Here is a 17,434-nt window from a genome sequence, read left to right as displayed (position 1 = left end):
CTAGTGGACAAAATGTCTATTGGAGTTTTTTTATGTTTTATTGCTAATTTTAAATACTACCAAAAAGGCCTTAAATACATGCGTGTAAGACAGACATCAACGTGTGTTACACTTAATATAGATAAATATAAGATGGGACATTAAGATGACCAATAAAAAACTATTATTAATTGACGGGAATTCTCTTGCTTTCAGAGCTTTTTATGCAATGTACAATCAACTGGATCGTATGATTTCGCATGAAGGTTTACATACAAATGCTCTGGTAGCATTTAATAACTTTTTAGATAAAATTGTTGACCCAATGGCACCTGATTTGGCTTTGGTGGCTTGGGATGCAGGCTCTGGTAAAGAAACACATCGAGGAAAATTATTTCCAGAGTATAAGGACGGTCGCTCTAAAACACCTGAAGAATTTAAAGAGCAATTTCCATATCTTCGTGAAATGGTCATGCTCCATGGTTTACGTAACTATGAGCAAGTTGGTCTCGAAGCTGACGATATTATTGGAACTTATTCAAGATTAGGGGAAGCAGCTGGCTATTCTGTTATTATCGTGACAGGAGATCAAGATTTAACGCAACTGGCTACGGAAAACATTACTGTTAATGTCACAAAAAAAGGAGTGACAGATATTGAATCTTTTACGCCTGAATATATCAAAGAGAAGTTTAACCTAACACCTGCTCAAATCATTGATAAGAAGGCATTAACGGGTGATACTTCTGATAATTATCCAGGTGTTACTAAAGTCGGTGAAAAAACAGCTTTGAAGTTACTATCAGAATATAAAAATATTGATAATTTATATGCTAATATTGATGCGATGAAGCAGTCAAAGATGAAGGAAAACTTAATCAATGATCAAAAATTAGCTTTTCAAGCACGTGAACTAGCGACTATTTTAACTGATGCTACGCTGGAATTACCTTTGGCAGAATTAGAATATCGTGGTGTAGACTTTGAAAATATCGTACCATTTTATGAAAATCTTGATTTTAAGCAGCAGCTTGCTAAGATAAAGGCGTTACGTAAATCAGGACAAATTGACAGTACAAAAGATCAGGATGATGATGTTCGTTTTGTACCACTAACAGAAAATAATTTGCATTCCATTACGATGCTTGGTAGTAAAGTTGCTGTTCATATTGAGTTTGTCGGTGATAATTATCACGATGGTGAAATGATTGGTTTTGTGATTGGAAATCCTGAAATTGGTTATTATGCAAGTCGGGATGTATCCTTATTAAAAACTGACGAACTAAAAAGTGTTATTGAGAATGAAGATGTTTTAAAAAATGTTTTTAACGTTAAAGCACAGTTGGTGTTATTTAAACGACTTGGATTAGATCTAAAAGGTGTTAATTTTGATTTTATGCTTGTTGCTTATTTACTCGATACAGTAGCTAATGACAATGTTCTATCCACATTGGCACAACGTTTTGATGTTTATTTGACACCAGATGAAGATATTTATGGTAAAGGAGCAAAATTTGCGATTCCTACTGATGATCATGTGGTATTATCACATATTACAAGTAAAGCTGATGGGTTATTTAAATTAGAAAATCCGGCGTTTAGTGAGCTAAACCAACATCAACAAACGCATTTGTATACCGATATTGAATTACCATTAGCTTTTGTACTGGCAGAAATGGAATACCAAGGTATTAAAGTAAATCCTGAGTATTTGACAGAAAAGGGTAAGGACTTATCGGAACGAATATCTGATATTCAATCAGCAATATATATTGAGGCTGGGGAAGAATTTAACTTAAATTCACCTAAGCAATTAGGTGTGCTGTTATTTGAAAAGATGGGACTTCCAGTTATTAAAAAGACAAAGACAGGGTATTCTACTGCTGTTGATGTTTTGGAAAAGTTAGCAGCACAAGCACCAATAGTTGATCATATTTTACAGTATCGTCAATTGGCAAAGCTGAAATCAACCTATATTGATGGTTTATTGAGTGTGATATATCCAGAGGATAGCAAAATTCACACACGATTTTTGCAAACTTTGACACAAACAGGACGACTATCGTCCGTTGATCCTAATTTGCAAAATATTCCAATGCGATCAGAAGAAGGCCGTTTATTAAGAACAGCTTTTGTACCTAGTAAATCTGGATGGAAAATATTGGGTGCTGACTATTCTCAAATTGAATTACGTGTTTTAGCACACGTAACAGACGATAAAAATATGCAAAAAGCTTTTTTGAATGGCGAAGATATTCACGCCGAAACTGCTCGAGCTGTTTTTGGACTAGCAGATGATGCCGTCGTTGATCCATTGATGAGACGGACTGCTAAAGCAGTTAATTTCGGTATTGTATATGGGATTTCAGATTATGGATTAGCTAATAATTTAGGTATTTCACGTGCTGAAGCTAAAAATTTCATTGATACGTATTTCCGTGAATTTCCACAAATACATGAGTGGATGAATACAATTAAAGATTTTGCTCGTGAACACGGATATGTCGAAACAATTGCGCATCGACGACGTTATTTACCAGATATTCATGCTAAAAACTTTAATGTTCGATCATTTGCTGAGCGAACAGCTATGAATTCACCAATACAAGGTTCTGCAGCTGATATTATTAAAATCGCAATGATTAAAGTCAATGAAGCTTTACAAAAGAACCATTTGCAGGCACGCATGTTACTTCAAGTGCACGATGAATTAATTTTTGAAACTCCTGTAGATGAAATTGACGAATTAACAGAGATTGTTACTAGTGTTATGGATTCAGCAGTAGCACTAGATGTACCTTTAAAAGTTGACGCTCATTATGGTGATACGTGGTATGATGCCAAATAGTATATTAACAACTTTATTAAGGATGGCTAATTATGATGATATTATTTTCAATATTGGCAGTAACTGCCAGTGATTTAACATTATCGCAAATCATACAAAAGATAGGTGTCTATGTCGCTGTTTTTATTGTGATTTTCTTGTTATCTACAGTTTGCCATTTAGCGATTGATAGATTACGACATAAAAAATTCAATTATCATCATGTGATTTATGATGCTTTATTAGTAACATGTGTTATATCGTTGTTCGTTCTTGGCGGATCATATATCTATCAAAAAAATATTGTTGGTATTAAAACAGCCATTTTGAAGCCAATACAACAACAAGAACGTAAGATTGCTAATCAAAAAGTTTCTCAAGATAATACTTCACGAGCGCGTATTCGTCAAATGGTTATGCGGAATGTTACCCAAAAATTTAAAAAGCAAGGTTTTGTGTCGGTACCTAGCCAAAACATTTTATTGCCAATTTATAACGATGCCTACAGTGATGAAGGATTAAACCTTGGTGCTAACTATGCGAATAAATCAGAAAAAGATCCTGATGGTCAAAAACAGCCAGTGATGGGGCAGGGAAATTATGGTCTAGCGGCTCATAATTTTAATGATGGGAAAACGGGATTTAGCGCTTTACAACAGTCAACAAACAGTGATTCACCATATTTGAAAGACGGAAAATTACAAGGATCATCTTGGCTGAATGGGAAAAAAATTTTGATGGCCAATAGTCATGGTATTTATCAATATATGATAACAGGACAAACGACGGTTACATCGACGGAAGTTTCAGTATTGAATCCTACTAAAAAAGCTCAGTTAACCATTATTAGCTGTTTATTTCCATCAACTGAATATCGTATCATTACACATGCTGAATTGAAAAAAACATATTCTTGGCAAAATGCACCAGATAAGTTAATTGGAGAGTTTAATTTAAAGGTTAGAAATACCAATGCGCGTGTTAGTTGGTGGAATCCTGGTGTTGAAGAAGGTGCTAATGGTGATGCTGGAGGAACAAAATGATATTGTTTCGTAAGTGGTTTTTAGGCAAAAAGTAACGAACATCAAAGATTATTTTGCTTAAATATAGGAAGAGTCATGGTTAATAAACAGAAAATAACAAATTCTAAATTGACATTTGAAAATCAATTTTTAGATATAGATGAAAAAAAATATTTATCAGTGTCAGCCGATGAGTTATTATCACAACATCTTTTAATTACTGGAGTTACTGGCAGCGGAAAGTCTTCCACAGCATTAACTATTATAGAGAGGCTCAAAAAGGGTCAACAAAATGTGATAGTTTTAGATCCAACTGGTGAATATCAATCTATACCAGAAGTGCATCGTGTAGTATTAGGGGATGATGCTTTCTTCGATATTTCGAATTTATCAGATTTACAAATCGCACAGTTTTTGAATATTACAAATAAATATTTGCTAGATAAGTTACCAACAGCGATTAAAAGTTTACAAATTCAACATAATATTATCGGACAATCAGGAGTCTATCGGAAAATAAATAGACAACAAAGTGAGCATGATCGTTTTTTGTCACAGTTAAAATTAAGTGATAAATATTTTGATTTAAATTTACTTGCTAATCAACTGCAAGAAGAATTTATTTTGCCATATGCTGACGAGCGGGCTGATTTTACATTATTAGGTCAAGTATATGATAATGCAACTATCGCCCAAGTTTGGTCTAATCTTAATGATTTAAAGCAAACATTACAAAATGAACAAGTACAATCATTACTAACCCGTTCAAATAATTCTAAAATTGTGCATTATGATATTAGATATTTATTACGCCTATTTATTACACGTCGAGCTTCTAAACAAAGTCTAGTGGTTGATTTATCGCTATTTAGTCATAATAAACAACTAAATAAACTCATTATAGATATATTAACTAATTTAATGATGTCAATTCGTGAAAATTATCCGCAGGAGTTTCCAGTGGTCGTTTTGATTGATGAGGCACATCGATATTTAACGGATATTACAAACGAAAATCAGGGGATTTTTTCCATTGTGCGCGAGGGTCGAAAATTAGGATTAGATTTAATTTTGAGCACACAGAGCCCAATGGATGTGCCTGTTGAGCTTATTGGGCAGTTTGGAAGTTTAATTATACACCGAATAAATACGAAGCAAGAAATACAGCGTTTAATGATTAATGAAGATATTGCCGGTTTAATCGCTACTTTATCTGTTGGTGAAGCTTATTTAAAAACCAATCAGAAAAAGTCATTGAAAAGAATAAAGAGCGTATTTAGTGAAATTAATCATGATACATCAAACGTATCATTTGACTTATGATGTTAGAAAACCTGACATATAATTTGCATAGCTTTTCCTTTTCGTTTAGAATAAAAGTATCTTAAGCGGAGGTGTTGTGATGAGCGAACGCGAATTGAGACGTAATTTATCAATTTTACCAATTGGTACAGTACGCGAACTCACGTTGTTGACTGATAGGCAAATTAGATACTATGAGCAACAAAAGCTAATTACACCAGGTCGTGGTAAGGGTGGTCAGCGTCGTTTTTCGTTAAATGATGTTGACCGATTACTTGAAATTCGTGATTTCTTGGATGCGGGTGATTCTATCAAAGACATTCAAGAAATTTTCGCTAAGCAACGCCGTAAAGCGCAAGAAAAACAGGATTCAGAAGCAGCACTACGCCGTTCACTACAAAAAGAATTCGCCCAACTTGGACGATTCGGGGCTCATTAAGAAAGGGAAATCATGGCTCGCAAGACTTTTACCAAAGAAGAAATTAAGCAAATCGTGGCAGATGAAAATGTAGAATTCATCCGTGTCACATTCACAGATGTTTTAGGAGCTATTAAAAATGTTGAAGTGCCTACATCGCAATTAGATAAAGTTTTGGATAATAATCTAATGTTTGATGGCTCATCTATTGAAGGATTTGTACGTATTAATGAATCAGATATGTATTTATATCCAGATTTGTCAACATTCATGATTTTCCCATGGGCAACTGATGGACATGGTGGTAAGGTTGCACGTTTAATTGCTGACATTTATACGTCTGATCGTGAACCATTTGCTGGTGATCCTCGTCATGCGTTACGTACGGTGTTGACAGAAGCACGTGAAGCTGGATTTACTTCATTTAATGTTGGGACTGAACCTGAGTTTTTCTTATTTAAACTTGATGAAAACGGCAACCCAACGACTGAATTAAACGATAAAGGCGGTTACTTTGACCTAGCACCTTTGGATATGGGTGAAAATGTTCGTCGTGAGATTGTCTTGACATTGGAAAAGATGGGATTCGAAATTGAAGCTGCACACCACGAAGTTGCTGAAGGTCAACACGAAGTTGACTTCAAGTATGCTTCAGCATTAGAAGCAGCAGATAACATCCAGACATTTAAGCTTGTCGTTAAGACAATTGCTCGTAAAAATGGTTACTTTGCAACATTTATGCCAAAACCAGTTGCTGGTATTAACGGTTCAGGTATGCACACAAACATGTCTTTGTTTACTAAAGAAGGTAATGCATTTGAGGATGTTTCTGATGAAATGGGACTTTCAAAAGCTGCTTATAATTTCTTAGGTGGTGTTTTGGAACATGCTACAGCTTTCACAGCTTTGGCAAATCCAACGGTAAACTCTTATAAGCGTTTGACTCCTGGATTTGAAGCACCAGTTTATGTCGCTTGGTCAGCTTCAAATCGTTCACCAATGGTACGTGTTCCAGCTTCTCGTGGACAATCAACACGTTTGGAATTGCGTTCCGTTGATCCAACGGCGAACCCTTACACATCACTTGCAGCAATTCTTGCTTCAGGGCTAGATGGAATCAAGCGTGAATTGGAACCATTAGCTTCAGTTGATAAAAACATTTACTTGATGGATGAAATTGAACGCGAACGTGCTGGTATTACAGATTTGCCAGATACATTGTTAGCAGCAGTTCGTGAGTTGGCAGCTGATGACGTTGTTCGTGCTGCTATCGGTGAGCATATAGCCGATAAATTTATTGAGGCGAAAAAAATCGAATATACATCGTATCGTCAATACGTTTCACAATGGGAAACAGATTCATATTTGGAAAAGTATTAATTTTTCTTGGAAGCAGAAATGCTTCTTTTTTTATTGCTGAAACTTTAGACGAATGTTCAGATTTTAATTTTATGTAAACGCATACATTGTTAACGTTCGGATAAAAAAAGAATAACCTAAAAATCGTTCGTTTTATACGAACGATTTTTTCTTTATTGTGAATTTTCTTATTTTAAAACGAACACAAACGCGAATAAATCTGTTAAATTGTAATTGTAAACGAACGATATGATTGTAATTAACTAAAACGTACACAATGGAGAAGATATGCCTCAAGTTGCAGTTGTCATGGGATCAACCAGTGATTGGTCTAGTATGAAAAAAACGACAGAGATTTTAGATATATTGGGTGTGAATTATGAAAAGCATGTCATTTCAGCGCACCGTATGCCAAAAGAGTTACAAGTATTTGGCGAAAATGCTCGGAAAAATGGTCTTCAAGTAATTATTGCTGGTGCGGGTGGCGCGGCACATTTACCAGGAATGCTGGCAGCTAATACCACGGTTCCTGTTATTGGTGTACCGATGCAGACCCATGCATTGAATGGTTTAGATTCATTGCTTTCTATTGTACAAATGCCTGCAGGTGTTCCAGTTGCAACTGTTGCAATAGGTGATGCTGGTTCAAAAAATGCAGGAATATTAGCGGCACAAATTATTAGTTTAAATGATAGCCATGTACATGCTGCATTAACAGAGTTTCGTGCTCGTCAAACACAAGCTTCGATTGAAAGTGAGGAAGACTTAGTATGACAAAAGTAATCTTACCACCAGCAACAATCGGTATTATTGGTGGTGGTCAATTGGGGCAGATGATGGCTCTGTCTGCTAAAGCAATGGGGTATCGCGTTGGTGTATTAGATCCAACCAAAAACTCTCCAGCGGGTCAGGTATCAGATTTTCAAATTATTGCTGAATATAATGATCGTGAAGCGTTACGTAACTTAGCAAAAAATAGCGATGTATTAACCTACGAATTTGAAAATGTAGATCGTGATGCCTTGAAGGATCAGGTAGATACCAGTTTACCTCAGGGAACTGACTTATTAAGAATTACTAGCAATCGCGTGACTGAAAAAAAATTTATTCGTGATGTTGCTAAAGTACCAGTAACAAAATTTATAGAAGTAAATGTATCTAAAGACTTACAAAAAGTTACACTACCAGCAATTCTCAAAACAGTTAGCGGTGGTTATGATGGTCATGGACAGTGGTTACTTAAAACAAAGGAAGATATTTTAATCTTAGAAAAAAATTTTCCTAATACAAAATTAATACTAGAACAGATTGTTCCTTTTAAGAAAGAAGTTAGTGTTATGGTTGCTCGTTCTCAAAATGGAGACATCGTGACATGGCCAATAGCTGAGAATGTTCATGAAAATCACATCTTAAAAACAACAACTGTTCCAGCAAATATTTCACTAAAGCTTAAAAATAAGATTGAGCAAATTGCCGAACGGATTGCTGATTCATTATCACTTCGTGGCGTACTTGGCATTGAATTATTTGTAGCTGGTGAAGAAGTATGGGTCAATGAATTAGCACCACGACCACATAATTCTGGACACTATAGTATTGAAGCAACTAACATGTCTCAATTTGAGGGACATGTTAGGAGTGTGGTAGGGTTACCAATACCAAAAATTACATTAGCAGAACCAACAATGATGCTAAATTTGTTAGGCGATGAATTGATACAAGCTAGAGAAGATTTAATTCATCATCCAGAATGGCATTTTCATGATTACGGCAAATCAGAGATTAAATATAATCGGAAAATGGGGCATATTACAGTTATAGGAACAGATAACATCTATAAACTTAAAGAATGGAGTGATTTACATGAGCAGCACAGTTGAATATGATAATCAAGTAGTGACACGTGGTGATTTGAAATATCAAGGTAAAGCAAAGCAAGTTTATTTGACCAATAATTCTGAGATTTTATGGGTTCATTATATGGATCAAGCAACAGCGCTAAATGGCAAAGTTCATGAAGATATACCAGAAAAGGGGCGCTTAAATAGTGCTATTTCGCATATTTTATTTCAATATTTAACGCGTCACGGAATAGAAAATCATTATCTTACGGCAATCTCGGAGACAGATGAGCTTGATTTAGCACTTGATATTATACCAATTGAAGTTGTAACAAGAAATTATGCGTCAGGTCATTTTGTTAGTAAATTTGATGCAACATCAATGCAAAAATTAAATCCAATAGTTCAAGAATTTTATTACAAATCAGATGCACTAGATGATCCGTTTATGAATGATTCGCAGATTTTAGCGCTTGGTTATGCAACAGAGATAGAATTAGAAAAGTTACGTAATTATGCTCAAAAGGTTAATCAGTTACTTAAAAGTTTGTTTGATGAAATAAAAATTAATTTAATTGATTTCAAATTAGAGTTTGGTAAGAATGCTTTAGGAGAATTGATATTAGCAGATGAGTTGTCGCCAGATAATATGCGTTTAGTCGACCAAAAAACAGGCAAGTCATTAGATAAAGATGTGTTTCGTCAGCATTCAGGTGATGTCACAATTGGTTATCGTGATGTGTTATCACGTTTAGAAAATTTGGAGAAATAAAATGTACTTAGCAAAAATATATGTCACTTATAAGCCATCAATACTTGATCCTCAGGGGGAAGTTATCAAAGCTGCTTTGAAGCGTATGGATTACAGTGGAATTGAAAAAGTTTCCCAGGGGAAATATTTTGAAATTAAACTGAATGCCATTGATGTTGATGCTGCCACGTCAGAGGTTGAAAGTTTGACAGATGCACTACTAATTAACCAAAATACAGAAACATATCGTTATGATTTATCATTAGTAGATGAAGATGAGGTAGTATTATGAAAGCTGCAGTGATTAGTTTTCCAGGATCGAATTGTGACTTTGACATGTTATACGCTTTAAAAGGTTTTGGTGTTGATGCACAAATTGTTTCTGCCAAACATAATGATCTAACTGAATATGATGCAATATTTTTACCTGGTGGATTTTCATATGGAGATTACTTACGTACAGGTGCTGTTGCGCGTTTTTCACCGATTATGAGTGCTGTAACTCAGGCTGCTAATAATGGCAAGTTGATTGTCGGTATATGTAATGGCTTTCAGATTTTGACAGAAGCTGGGTTGCTACCAGGGCAATTGCTCACTAATAGAACACCTGGATTTATCTGCGATGATGTTGCATTGTCAATTGCTAATCCAAATACAGCTTACACGAATGCATATGGTACTGAAGAAATAATTCATATTCCTGTAGCACATGCAGAAGGTAACTACTACGCAGATGAAGAAACATTAGCAAAGATTGAAAATAATAATCGAGTAGTTTTCCGTTATGTAAACAATCCTAATGGTTCAGTTCATGATATAGCAGGGATTATGAATGAAAATGGCAATGTTTTCGGTATGATGCCGCACCCAGAGCGCGCAGTTGATGCAGTAACTGGTAACGAAGATGGTAAGAACTTTTTCAAAAGTATTTTGAGCGGCATTCTCGCAGGAGCCTAATATAATGACAACGAATGAATTATCACCAGAAGAAGTACGAGACACTAAAATTTATCTAGAATGGGGACTTACCGACCAAGAATATGATTTGATTGTTAAGGAACTAAAGCGTCTACCTAATTTTACTGAGACGGGTATTTTTTCAGGAATGTGGTCAGAACACGTTTCTTATAAGAAATCAAAGCCAATTTTACGTAAATTCTGGTCAACTAACGAACGAGTATTACAGGGACCAGGTGAAGGTGCGGGGATTTTAGATATTGGTGACAACCAGGCAGTTGTATTTAAGGCAGAAAGCCATAATCATCCTTCGTTTGTTGAACCGTATGAGGGAGCGGCAACTGGTGTTGGTGGTATCTTACGTGATATTTTTTCAATGGGAGCACAACCTGTTGCTGTGCTAGATTCACTACGTTTTGGCGAATTAGATAATGCTCATACAAAGCATATCGTTGATGGCGTAATTGCAGGTATTGCAGGTTATGGGAATGCGATTGGTATTCCTACAGTAGGTGGTGAAATTAGCTTTGATTCAGTTTATGCAGGGAATCCATTAGTAAATGTCATGGCTGTTGGCCTAATGGATCAAAATGCTATGCAAGTTGGTCAAGCAAAAGGTATTGGAAATTCAATTATTTATGTTGGGGCCAAAACAGGTCGTGATGGTATTAATGGTGCTTCCTTTGCTTCTGCAGAGTTCTCTAGTTCAGAAGCGTCTGATCGTTCGGCTGTTCAAGTTGGCGATCCATTTTTAGAGAAATTAGTGATGGATGCAACCCTCCAAGCAATTCGTGAACATTCTGATATTATTGTCGGTATTCAAGATATGGGAGCTGCTGGCTTACTTTCTTCAAGTTCTGAAATGGCCGCCAAAGCAGGGATGGGAATTAACCTCAATTTGGATATGGTTCCTCAACGTGAAACAGGAATGACGCCATATGAACTCATGTTGTCAGAATCACAAGAGCGTATGGTGCTAGTTGTTAAGAAAGGCGAAGAACAAGCTATTATTGACTTGTTCCAATCAGCTGATCTAGATGCTGTAATCATTGGTCAAGTTACCGATGATGGTCGTTATCGATTAAACTTTAAAAATGAAGTCGTTGCAGATGTGCCTGTTGATTTCTTAACTCATGCACCAAAGCAAGACCTACCAATGATTGAACCGGCCAGATTGGCGAACTTTACAGATGAACAATTTGAGCCAGACATGGGTAATGTCAAAGAAACGATATTAACATTACTTGCACAACCTACAATTGCTTCTAAATCAGCGTTGTTCCGCCACTTTGATTCTCAAGTACGTGCTGATACGGCTATTAAGCCTGGTGGAGATGCGGCGTTGATTCGTATTCGTGATACGCAAAAGGCATTAGCGATGACAACAGATGTCAATGCTCGTTATTTGTATCTTAACCCACGTCTGGGTGCCAAAATGGCAGTTGCTGAAGCGGCTAGAAACATTGTATCTACAGGGGCAAAACCAATTGGCATTACAGATGGCTTGAACTTTGGTTCACCTGATAATCCAGAAGTTTATTATGAATTGGATCAAGCTGTTTCAGGGATTAATGATGTTGCCAAAAAGCTTAACACACCAATTATTTCTGGAAACGTGTCCCTTTACAACGAAACAGATGGGCAAGCAATTTACCCCACACCAATGATTGGCATGGTTGGTTTGCTTGAAGATATCACAAAAGCAACACGAACGGCATTTCAAAAAGCAGGCGATAACATTTATCTTGTAGGACGAACGAAAGATAGCTTTAACGGTTCAGAAATTCAAAAAATGCAAACAGGGCGTATTGACGGACAATTATTTGATTTTAATGATGAGGACGAGTTAGCAGCGCAACAGTTCATTCTAGACGCTACCGATCGACGTTTGCTTAATAGTGCGCATGATTTATCTGAAGGTGGATTAGTCGTTGGTCTTCTTGAAAGCGCCTTTGCTGGGAATCTTAGTTTTGATATCACGGTAGACTTAGCCGATAAGTATCTATTTTCGGAAACACCAAGTCGTTTTGTAGTCAGTGTGTCGCCTGAAAATAGGACAACATTTGAATTAATAGCCGGTGACCGAGCAACAAAATTAGGTACGGTTACAACAGATGATGCCATTAATATTACAACGACAACAAGCGATATTCAATTGTCACTCGGTGAAACGAAGAATATCTATCAGGAGAGTATCGCATGGAAACTAAACGCGGAGTAACGATGATGAACGAACAAAAAAATGAAACATCACGTCTTAATGTGCGTAGTTTAAATGAAGAATGTGGCATTTTTGGTGTCTGGGGTCGATCCGATGCGGCGCAATTAACATACTATGGACTACATTCATTACAACATCGTGGTCAAGAGGGAGCGGGTATTGTTGCTAACAATAATGGTCGTTTGTGGCAAGAGCGAGGCCTAGGTCTACTCAGCGATGTTTTTCGTGACACATCTCGTATTGAGGCCTTAGCTGGGGAAAGTGCTATTGGTCATGTGCGTTATGCCACAGCTGGATCTAATGGGTTAGAAAACATCCAACCTTTGATGGTGAATTTTCATGACATGCAAATTTCATTAGCGCACAATGGTAATTTGACAAATGCACTTACATTACGTGAAGATTTAGAAGAAGAAGGGGCTATTTTTCAATCATCTTCTGATTCTGAAATTTTATTGCATTTAATTCGCCGGTCTAAAGCTGATAAATTTATTGATAAACTAAAAGAGGCTTTAAATATTGTGCATGGTGGGTTTGCGTTCTTACTGTTGACGCCACATGGGATGTTTGCTGCATTGGATCCACATGCATTTCGACCTTTTGTGATTGGTCAAATGCCAGATGGTCACTACATTGTTACATCTGAAACAGCTGCTATTGAAGTTGTTGGTGCCAAGTTCGTACGCGATGTACAACCTGGTGAACTAATCGCAATCGACGACAATGGATTAACCATCGATACATATACTGATAAAACCACTTTAAATATTGACTCGATGGAATATATCTATTTTGCTCGCCCTGATTCAATGATTTATGGTGTGAATGTACACAAGGCACGTAAGCGGATGGGGGCAGCTTTAGCAGCAGAACAGCCGGTTCCGGAAGCAGATATTGTTGTTGGCATTCCGAACTCTAGTTTGAGTGCAGCCGCTGGGTTTGCTGAGGCCAGTGGGTTACCCAATGAGATGGGATTAGTCAAAAATCAATATATTGCGCGAACATTTATAGAGCCGACACAGGATAAAAGAGAGCGTGCTGTTCGCATGAAATTAAGTGCTGTTCGAGATGTCGTTGTTGGTAAAAATGTTGTATTGATTGATGATTCAATTGTCCGTGGTACGACATCGATGTTTATTGTACGTATGTTAAAAGAAGCCGGTGCTAAATCTGTTCATGTTCGGATAGCTAGTCCAATATTTAAATTTCCGTCATTTTATGGTATTGATATGCAAACAACAGAAGAACTGATGGGCGCAAATCATTCATTGCTTGAAATGACTAAAATGATTGAGGCTGATTCACTTGGATTTTTGTCAGTTGGCGCGCTAGTTAAGGCAATAGACTTACCGTATGATGGGGAAGGAACTGGGCTAACGACTGCTTACTTTGATGGCCATTATCCAAGTCCAATTTATGACTATAAGCCAAGCCTAGATAAATTTATTCGTGCTAGGGAAGTGGATTTTGTTCCTGAACCGACTACTACTTACCACCCTCGTCAAGTGGCTTCACTACGACACCAAGAACTCTTGTCAGATGGTACTATCCATTTAGATTCACAAACAATCCAAGGGGTGGAAATATGAGTGAGAAAAATGCGTATCAAAAAGCTGGTGTTGATATCAAGGCAGGAGAACGTGCTGTTGATTTAATGAAGGATGCAGTTGCAGATACCTATAATGACCAAGTACTTGATGGTATTGGTGGTTTTGGCGCTGCATTTGCTTTGGGAAAAGGATATACCGATCCTGTTCTGATTTCAGGTGCTGATGGCGTGGGAACAAAGTTACTGTTGGCTATCGCTGCGGATAAGCATAACACGATAGGGCAAGACTTAGTAGCAATGGTGGCTAATGATATTTTAGCTCAGGGTGCAAAGCCAGCTTTCTTGCTTGATTATTTAGCTGTGGACAAGATGAGGCCAGAAGTTGTTGCTGAAATTGTCACTGGTATTGCCAAAGCTGCCAAAGCATCAAATATGTCTTTGATTGGTGGTGAAAGTGCGGAACTACCAGGGTTGTACGCAGAAAAGCATTATGATTTAGCGGCTTTTGCTGTTGGTGTTGCAGAACGTCAGCAGTTATTGTCATCACAAAATGTTTCTGAAGGGGATATTTTAATTGGATTACCATCTTCTGGTATTCACTCAAATGGTTATTCACTAGTACGTCAGGTTTTTGATATTCATTCGGACAATGATTTTAAGCAATTATCATCTGAAACAAAAGAAACACTCCTGACGCCAACAGCCTTATATGCTAAATCTGTTTGGCCACTTGTTGAAGCTAATCTAGTACAGTCAATGGCACATATTACTGGTGGTGGAATTGTTGAAAACTTACCTAGAGCGTTACCAGAAAATGTTTCTGCAGAAATAAGCTGGGGCTCATGGCCTATTTTACCAATTTTTAATGAGTTGCAGACTAAGGGAAAACTGTCATTGGAAGATATGCTATTGACTTTTAATAATGGACTTGGAATGATTTTGATTGTAAAACCACAGCAACTAGCAGATGCAATGACATTACTGACTCAACAAAATCAAACAGCTTACTTACTTGGCAAAATAACGCCTGCTCAGAGTGAAAGAGTTGTTTTTACAGGTAATCAGCCATGGTGAGGAAAATTAGATTAGCAGTTTTTGCCTCTGGAACGGGGACTAACTTTCAAGCATTGAATGATGCCATTTTACAACGAGGTCTTAATGCTGAGATAGTACGCCTGATAGTCGATAAATCAACTGCTGGGGCTTTGAATTTAGCTAAAATATTCGGTATTCCTGCTACAGCAATTAAATATTCGAACTATGAAAAGAAGACCGAAGCGGAACAGGTCATTATTAATCAACTTAAAACAGATCAAGTTGATGGTATTTTATTGGCTGGTTATATGCGTATTTTGACGCCAAAGTTAATCGATGCCTATTCGGGGAAGATTATCAACCTCCATCCGGCCATGTTACCTAAATTTCCGGGACGACACAGCATCTTAGATGCCTTTGAAGCCGATGTTTCAGAAACCGGTGTAACCGTTCATTTTGTGGATAATGGCATTGATACTGGTGAGATAATTGCTCAAGAAGCTGTACCGATTTATGATGATGACACACTTGATTTACTAGAAACACGCATTCATAATATTGAACACGTACTGTATCCTAACACACTTGCAAAGTTAATAGATGAAGGAGTATTTTTAAAATGACACGAGCATTACTTAGCGTTTCTGATAAAAGTGGTTTAGTCCCATTTGCCAAAAATTTGGTTGAATTAGGCTATGAATTAGTCTCCACTGGTGGTACACACAGGGTATTGGCAGATGCTGGGTTAGATGTTATTTCAATTGATGAAGTAACCGACTTTCCAGAAATGTTGGATGGCCGTGTAAAAACGTTGCATCCACGTGTTCATGCGGGCTTACTTGCTCGTCGTGATTTACCAGAGCATATGGCTAAATTAGCAGAATTTGATATCACACCAATTGATATGGTAGTTGTGAACTTGTATCCTTTCAAATCAACTATTCAAAAAGAGGGTGTTACAGAAGCAGAAGCCATTGAAAACATTGATATTGGCGGTCCATCAATGTTACGTTCTGCTGCTAAAAATTTTGCATCAGTTTTGCCAATTGTAGATCCAAAAGATTATGATGCTGTTGTCAATAAGCTAAAATCCGGTGAAGTTAATCGTGAATATCGTAAGTCATTAGCCGCAAAAGTATTTCAACATACCGCCAGCTACGATGCTTTGATTGCTAATTATTTGACGGAAACATCATTTCCTGAAAATCTAACATTACCTTACGAAAAATTTGATGATATGCGTTACGGTGAAAACCCACATCAACCAGCTGCTGCTTATAAGACAGCCTTGCCAGAAACCTATTCGGTTTTGAATGCTGATATTTTGCATGGTAAGCAATTGTCGTATAATAATATTCGTGATGCTGATGCGGCACTTAGAATAATTGCTGAATATGAAGAAACTACAGTTGTTACAGTTAAGCACATGAACCCAGCTGGAATAGGGCAGGGAGAAACTTTGGAATCTGCTTGGGATCAAGCTTTTGCTGCTGATGATATTTCAATTTTTGGTGGTATTGTGGCTTTAAACCGCGAAGTTGACGCGGTAACTGCAGAAAAGATGCATGCTATTTTCCTTGAGATTATTATTGCGCCAAGTTTTACAGCGGAAGCATATGAAATCTTAGCAGCTAAGAAAAATCTTCGTTTGCTAACATTACCATTTACAACAAATATTTCACAAAAATTAGAAGTCACTTCTGTATTAGGTGGGGTGGTTGTACAAGAACGTGATTTGGTTGGCGAGTCTGAAGATAATTTTACCGTGGTTTCAAAAGCACAGCCTACCAAAGAACAGTTACAGGCAATGATTTTTGCTCAAAAAGTAGTGAAACATGTGAAGTCAAATGCTATTGTTGTCGCTCGTAATGGTCAAACGTTGGGTATAGGTGCAGGGCAGCCTAATCGTATTGATTCAGTTGTTTACTCAATCCAAAAGGCAGAAAAAAAACCAGGATTTGATGAAGCTGTATTAGCTTCAGATGCATTTTTCCCAATGGATGATTCTGTCCAGTATGCAGCGGAACATGGTATTAAAGCGATTGTTGAACCTGGCGGATCTATAAAAGACAAGGATTCAATTGCCAAGGCTGATGAATTAGGCGTTGTCTTAATCTTCAGTGGTACACGACACTTTAAACATTAAAATACTGTCCAAAAAAGCGCTCTAAAT

General features: G+C 37.1%; 15 protein-coding genes. All 15 read left to right on the top strand.

Annotated features, from left to right (window positions below):
* The first annotated feature begins 145 nt into the window (after positions 1-145).
* The 15 genes from polA (at position 146) to purH (ending at position 17,407) form a co-directional block, all read left to right on the top strand.
* Positions 146-2,827, top strand: coding sequence for a DNA polymerase I (polA, locus tag ESZ47_RS03555; RefSeq protein ID WP_148604808.1), 2,682 nt, complete (start codon positions 146-148; stop codon positions 2,825-2,827).
* Between the two features lie 32 nt (positions 2,828-2,859).
* A complete protein-coding gene (locus ESZ47_RS03550; RefSeq protein ID WP_148604806.1) occupies positions 2,860-3,849 on the top strand; it encodes a class A sortase in 990 nt (329 codons plus the stop codon).
* A 75-nt stretch (positions 3,850-3,924) separates the two neighbouring features.
* Complete coding sequence (locus ESZ47_RS03545) at positions 3,925-5,151, top strand: ATP-binding protein (protein WP_148604804.1); 1,227 nt, start codon at positions 3,925-3,927, stop codon at positions 5,149-5,151.
* 79 nt (positions 5,152-5,230) lie between these two features.
* Complete coding sequence (locus ESZ47_RS03540) at positions 5,231-5,569, top strand: MerR family transcriptional regulator (RefSeq protein WP_146957964.1); 339 nt, start codon at positions 5,231-5,233, stop codon at positions 5,567-5,569.
* A gap of 12 nt (positions 5,570-5,581) precedes the next feature.
* Positions 5,582-6,928 (top strand): type I glutamate--ammonia ligase, encoded by a 1,347-nt coding sequence (glnA, locus tag ESZ47_RS03535; RefSeq protein WP_148604802.1) that lies wholly within the window; start codon positions 5,582-5,584, stop codon positions 6,926-6,928.
* 267 nt (positions 6,929-7,195) lie between these two features.
* Entirely contained in the window at positions 7,196-7,681 is a 486-nt protein-coding gene (purE, locus tag ESZ47_RS03530; protein WP_148604801.1) for a 5-(carboxyamino)imidazole ribonucleotide mutase, read from the top strand.
* On the top strand, positions 7,678-8,787 hold the full coding sequence (gene purK, locus ESZ47_RS03525; RefSeq protein WP_148604799.1) for a 5-(carboxyamino)imidazole ribonucleotide synthase: 1,110 nt from the start codon (positions 7,678-7,680) through the stop codon (positions 8,785-8,787). The genes purE and purK overlap by 4 nt, the downstream gene beginning before the upstream one ends.
* On the top strand, positions 8,771-9,520 hold the full coding sequence (locus tag ESZ47_RS03520) for a phosphoribosylaminoimidazolesuccinocarboxamide synthase (protein WP_148604797.1): 750 nt from the start codon (positions 8,771-8,773) through the stop codon (positions 9,518-9,520). The genes purK and ESZ47_RS03520 overlap by 17 nt, the downstream gene beginning before the upstream one ends.
* A gap of 1 nt (position 9,521) precedes the next feature.
* Positions 9,522-9,791: a phosphoribosylformylglycinamidine synthase subunit PurS gene (purS, locus tag ESZ47_RS03515; protein WP_148604796.1), complete on the top strand. Its 270-nt coding sequence runs from the start codon at positions 9,522-9,524 to the stop codon at positions 9,789-9,791.
* Positions 9,788-10,456, top strand: coding sequence for a phosphoribosylformylglycinamidine synthase subunit PurQ (gene purQ, locus ESZ47_RS03510; protein ID WP_148604794.1), 669 nt, complete (start codon positions 9,788-9,790; stop codon positions 10,454-10,456). The genes purS and purQ overlap by 4 nt, the downstream gene beginning before the upstream one ends.
* 4 nt (positions 10,457-10,460) lie before the next feature.
* Positions 10,461-12,677, top strand: a complete 2,217-nt coding sequence (gene purL / locus ESZ47_RS03505) for a phosphoribosylformylglycinamidine synthase subunit PurL (RefSeq protein ID WP_148604792.1) — start codon at positions 10,461-10,463, stop codon at positions 12,675-12,677.
* Complete coding sequence (purF, locus tag ESZ47_RS03500; protein ID WP_148604790.1) at positions 12,656-14,266, top strand: amidophosphoribosyltransferase; 1,611 nt, start codon at positions 12,656-12,658, stop codon at positions 14,264-14,266. The genes purL and purF overlap by 22 nt, the downstream gene beginning before the upstream one ends.
* The gene (purM, locus tag ESZ47_RS03495) at positions 14,263-15,300 is read left to right on the top strand and encodes a phosphoribosylformylglycinamidine cyclo-ligase (RefSeq protein ID WP_148604788.1); all 1,038 of its coding nucleotides are present in this window, start codon (positions 14,263-14,265) and stop codon (positions 15,298-15,300) included. The genes purF and purM overlap by 4 nt, the downstream gene beginning before the upstream one ends.
* Entirely contained in the window at positions 15,294-15,884 is a 591-nt protein-coding gene (gene purN / locus ESZ47_RS03490) for a phosphoribosylglycinamide formyltransferase (RefSeq protein WP_148604786.1), read from the top strand. The genes purM and purN overlap by 7 nt, the downstream gene beginning before the upstream one ends.
* Positions 15,881-17,407: a bifunctional phosphoribosylaminoimidazolecarboxamide formyltransferase/IMP cyclohydrolase gene (purH, locus tag ESZ47_RS03485; protein WP_148604784.1), complete on the top strand. Its 1,527-nt coding sequence runs from the start codon at positions 15,881-15,883 to the stop codon at positions 17,405-17,407. Before purN ends, purH begins: the two co-directional genes overlap by 4 nt.
* Positions 17,408-17,434 lie beyond the last annotated feature (27 nt).

The organism is Leuconostoc litchii (genome assembly GCF_008107645.1).
GTDB lineage: Bacteria > Bacillota > Bacilli > Lactobacillales > Lactobacillaceae > Leuconostoc > Leuconostoc litchii.
This window is presented reverse-complemented; position numbering and strand designations above follow the sequence as displayed.